Source organism: Methanosarcina sp. 1.H.T.1A.1, assembly GCF_000979295.1.
GTDB lineage: Archaea > Halobacteriota > Methanosarcinia > Methanosarcinales > Methanosarcinaceae > Methanosarcina.
In genome coordinates this window covers 1-636 of sequence record NZ_JJQY01000018.1, presented here as the reverse complement: position 1 = coordinate 636, position 636 = coordinate 1, and the positions used below count along the sequence as shown (strand labels likewise).

At 41.4% G+C, this 636-nt stretch carries 2 tRNA genes; both read right to left on the bottom strand.

The features are described 5' to 3' along the window. Nucleotides 1-78 (bottom strand) — tRNA-Glu (locus EO95_RS02620). A 479-nt stretch (nt 79-557) separates the two neighbouring features. Next, nucleotides 558-635, bottom strand: a tRNA-Glu gene (locus EO95_RS02615). Nucleotide 636 lies beyond the last annotated feature (1 nt).

Genomic DNA, 636 nt, shown 5'->3' with positions numbered 1-636 from the left:
TGGTGCTCCGGCCGGGATTTGAACCCGAGTCTTCGGCTCGAAAGGCCGGAATGATTGGCCGGACTACACTACCGGAGCACATTGCATCTCACAGCGAATCCAACAATATCCTTTGTAATATATAAATCTGTCCCTTCCCCCTGGCTTTGGGTGCAGTTAGCCGATCAAACACAGTTAATCTGGTCGTATATTTAAGGCCGTGGCTGTAATTTTTTATAAATTACTACATAACTGACTGAAAAATATTTAGTTAGAAACCCCTCTTCAGGGTTCAGAAATTTAGGGAAGCGCGGCAACAGGGGGGAATTAGTAAATCAAACTCGAGTAACAAAGATGCGAGAAGCAAACTCGATTAACAAATATACGATAAAAGTCAAATGAAAGTAAAAAGAGGAAGGTAACAGGAAAGGATGTAACAGGAAAGGATGTAACAGGAAAGGATACAACAAAAAGATGATAGGGAATAGTTATGGAGAAGGTAAAGAAAATAGTAATAGAAGTGATAATGGAAAAATGGATGTAATAATAAAAAGTTTACCGAACAATTAATAATAGTATGGTGCTCCGGCCGGGATTTGAACCCGAGTCTTCGGCTCGAAAGGCCGGAATGATTGGCCGGACTACACTACCGGAGCA